At 60.5% G+C, this 2,671-nt stretch carries 1 protein-coding gene, 2 pseudogenes and 1 other annotated feature; of the genes and pseudogenes, 2 read left to right on the top strand and 1 reads right to left on the bottom strand.

Going from position 1 to position 2,671, the window contains the following annotated elements; all coding sequences use genetic code 11:
* Positions 1–93: 93 nt before the first annotated feature.
* A pseudogene (locus AC1DYF_RS40165) lies at positions 94–971 on the top strand (IS3 family transposase); the annotation flags it as partial.
* Positions 321–437, top strand: a sequence feature (AL1L pseudoknot). Its footprint overlaps the pseudogene before it by 117 nt.
* 7 nt (positions 972–978) lie before the next feature.
* Here AC1DYF_RS40165 and AC1DYF_RS40160 read toward each other — a convergent pair.
* Positions 979–2,385 (bottom strand): IS30 family transposase, encoded by a 1,407-nt coding sequence (locus tag AC1DYF_RS40160; protein WP_477884500.1) that lies wholly within the window; start codon positions 2,383–2,385, stop codon positions 979–981.
* 44 nt (positions 2,386–2,429) lie between these two features.
* Here AC1DYF_RS40160 and AC1DYF_RS40155 point away from each other — a divergent pair.
* A pseudogene (locus tag AC1DYF_RS40155) lies at positions 2,430–2,671 on the top strand (integrase core domain-containing protein); the annotation flags it as partial.

The raw sequence follows: 2,671 nt of genomic DNA, 5'->3' as shown, positions 1-2,671 counted from the left end.
TTTGCCGGAGACCCCAACTCGTGAGAAGTAGGGTCTATGACAAGCAAGACGACGAACAAATTTTCCCCTGAAGTCCGCGCCCGCGCCGTTCGAATGGTGTCGGAACATGAGGCCGAACATTCTTCGCGATGGGCGGCTGTTTCCTCGATCGCGGCCAAGATTGGCTGCTCGGCACACACGCTCAATGAGTGGGTAAAGAAGTCCGAGGTCGATAGTGGCAAGCGAGCCGGCCTTCCGAGCGATGTTGCGGAGAAGATGAAGGCACTGGAGCGGGAGAACCGCGAGCTTCGTCAAGCCAACGAGATTTTGCGCAAGGCGTCGGCGTATTTTGCCCAGGCGGAGCTCGACCGCCCACTGAAGCGATGATTTCCTTCATCGACGAACATCGTTCGGTGCTCGGGGTCGAGCCGATCTGCAGACTGCTGCCGATTGCCCCGTCCACCTATTATGAGGTCATYGCCAAGCGCATGGACGTGGACCGCCTGGCGGCCCGCGCCCGGAATGATGTCGCCATGAAGGTCGAGATACGCCGGGTGTTCAACGAGAACTTCCAGGTCTATGGCGTGCGCAAAGTCTGGCGGCAGCTACAGCGGGAGGGCTTTGAGATTGCCCGCTGCACCGTCGCACGGCTCATGAGAGTGATGGGTCTTCAGGGCATCATTCGCGGCAAGCCCGTCAAAACCACCGTGTCGGACAAGACTGCCCCATGTCCGCTCGACCGCGTCAATCGCCACTTCAAGGCTCCCGCGCCGAACATGCTCTGGCTTTCTGACTTCACGTATGTCGCGACCTGGCAGGGCTTCGTCTACGTGGCCTTCGTCATCGATGCCTTCGCCCGCCGCATCGTCGGCTGGCGGGCAAGCCGTACCGCCCATGCGGGTTTCGTCCTCGACGCTCTGGACCAGGCACTTCATGATCGGCGGCCCATCCATCGCGGCGGGCTCGTCCACCATTCCGACAGGGGCGTGCAAGGCAGATTCAACCGGTCGCCGCAACACCTTCGATCATATCTGATTTGAGCAACCCGTCGAGAGCCTCCGCAGGCGTGCGCCAGTCCAGCGTCTTCCGAGGCCTGCTGTTGAGCGCATGCGCAACGGCGCTGAGTTCATCGGCCCCATGCTGGCTGAGGTCGGTGCCTTTCGGAAAGTACTGCCGTAGCAGGCCGTTTGTGTTTTCATTGCTTCCGCGCTGCCACGGGCTTTGAGGGTCGCAGAAGTAGATCTCAAGGCCAGTGTCGATACGGAGCTGAGAATGCTGAGCCATCTCCGCACCCTGATCCCAGGTCAATGATCTCCGAAGATGCGCCGGTAGCTCCATGATGGTCCCGGCGATCGCGTCGCGCACAGCCTCGGCACCATGCCCGGCAAGAGCCGGTCCGTTTTTGACGGACTTGTCCTTCCCGTAGCGTTCCATGCGCGGCAGGTGCAGAAGCATTGTGAACCGTGTCGTACGTTCGACCAGGGTGCCGATGGCTGAGCTGCCGAGACCTAGAATGAGATCACCTTCCCAATGGCCAGGCACCGCTCTGTCGCCAATCTCCGCGGGTCGGTCGCTGATCATCAGTGCATCACCAAGAAAGGATTTGTCGCGGTTACGAGCACGTTCCCGAGGCAAACGCAGCGCCCGTCCAGAGCGCAAGCAGGCCGATAGTTCTCTCTTCAATGCGCCGCGGCCCTGGATGTAAAGCGCCTGATAGATGGCTTCGTGACTGATACGCATGGTCGAGTCCTCGGGGAAGTCCAGTCTCAGACGCCGCGCAATCTGTTCCGGACTCCAGGCTGTGGACCAACGTCGACTTTGCCGATGAACGGCCCGTCGTCCTTTCCATACCACGACAGGCCCGTCAAAGGCGATGCCGCCTGGTGTGGCAATGAGGCCTGCAAGCCGGTCATGAACGTAGTCACGAAGTGCTGGATTGGTTGCAAGCTTTGAAGCTTTCGGCCGTCGTGCTGCCCTATCAGCATGCCACTGCGCGGTAATGGCGCGATAGTCGAAGTCGCCACCGCGTGTGGCCGAATTGCGCCTGATCTCGCGCGATATTGTGCTGGGCGATCGCCCCAGTTTCCGCGCGATCGCACGGACGCCTGTGCCCCGAGCGCATTCCAATGCTATATCCTCTCGCTCTCGGAACGTCAGGCTTCTGCTTTTGAGTGGCATGGCTGAGGGCGAGAGATGAGTGGGAGGCATGCCGCCAGAACTCCGAAACCATCGGTTCCCTACGGGGGCAGAGACGCCGGCTTCCACGGCGGCATCCTCGCTGGACAAGCCCGCCGCCACTTCTCGCCAGAACCGACACAGGTTCTCACGCTGCCACACCGGTGGCCGACCTGGCGAGAACAATTTTTGCCGCGTTGAACGCTCTGACTTCCGTCTTCCCGTAACCATTAACACCTCCTACTTTCAAGGTGTTGCGGCGACCGGTTGAATCTGCCCAATACGTGTCGATCAAGTATTCCGAGCGGCTGGCGGAGGCGGGCATCGAGCCCTCGGTCGGCAGCGTTGGCGATTCCTATGRCAACGCTCTCGCCGAAACGATCAACGGCCTTTACAAGGCCGAGGTCATCCATCGGCGAGGACCAYGGCGCAACTTCGAAGCCGTGGAGTTCGCCACGCTTGAATGGGTGGATTGGTTCAACAATCGACGACTTCTGGAGCCCATCGGCAATATTCC

The organism is Rhizobium sp. P2_G9 (assembly GCF_056403475.1).
The sequence above is the reverse complement of the archived record's forward strand: the minus strand, read 5'-3'. Positions and strand labels throughout refer to the sequence as shown.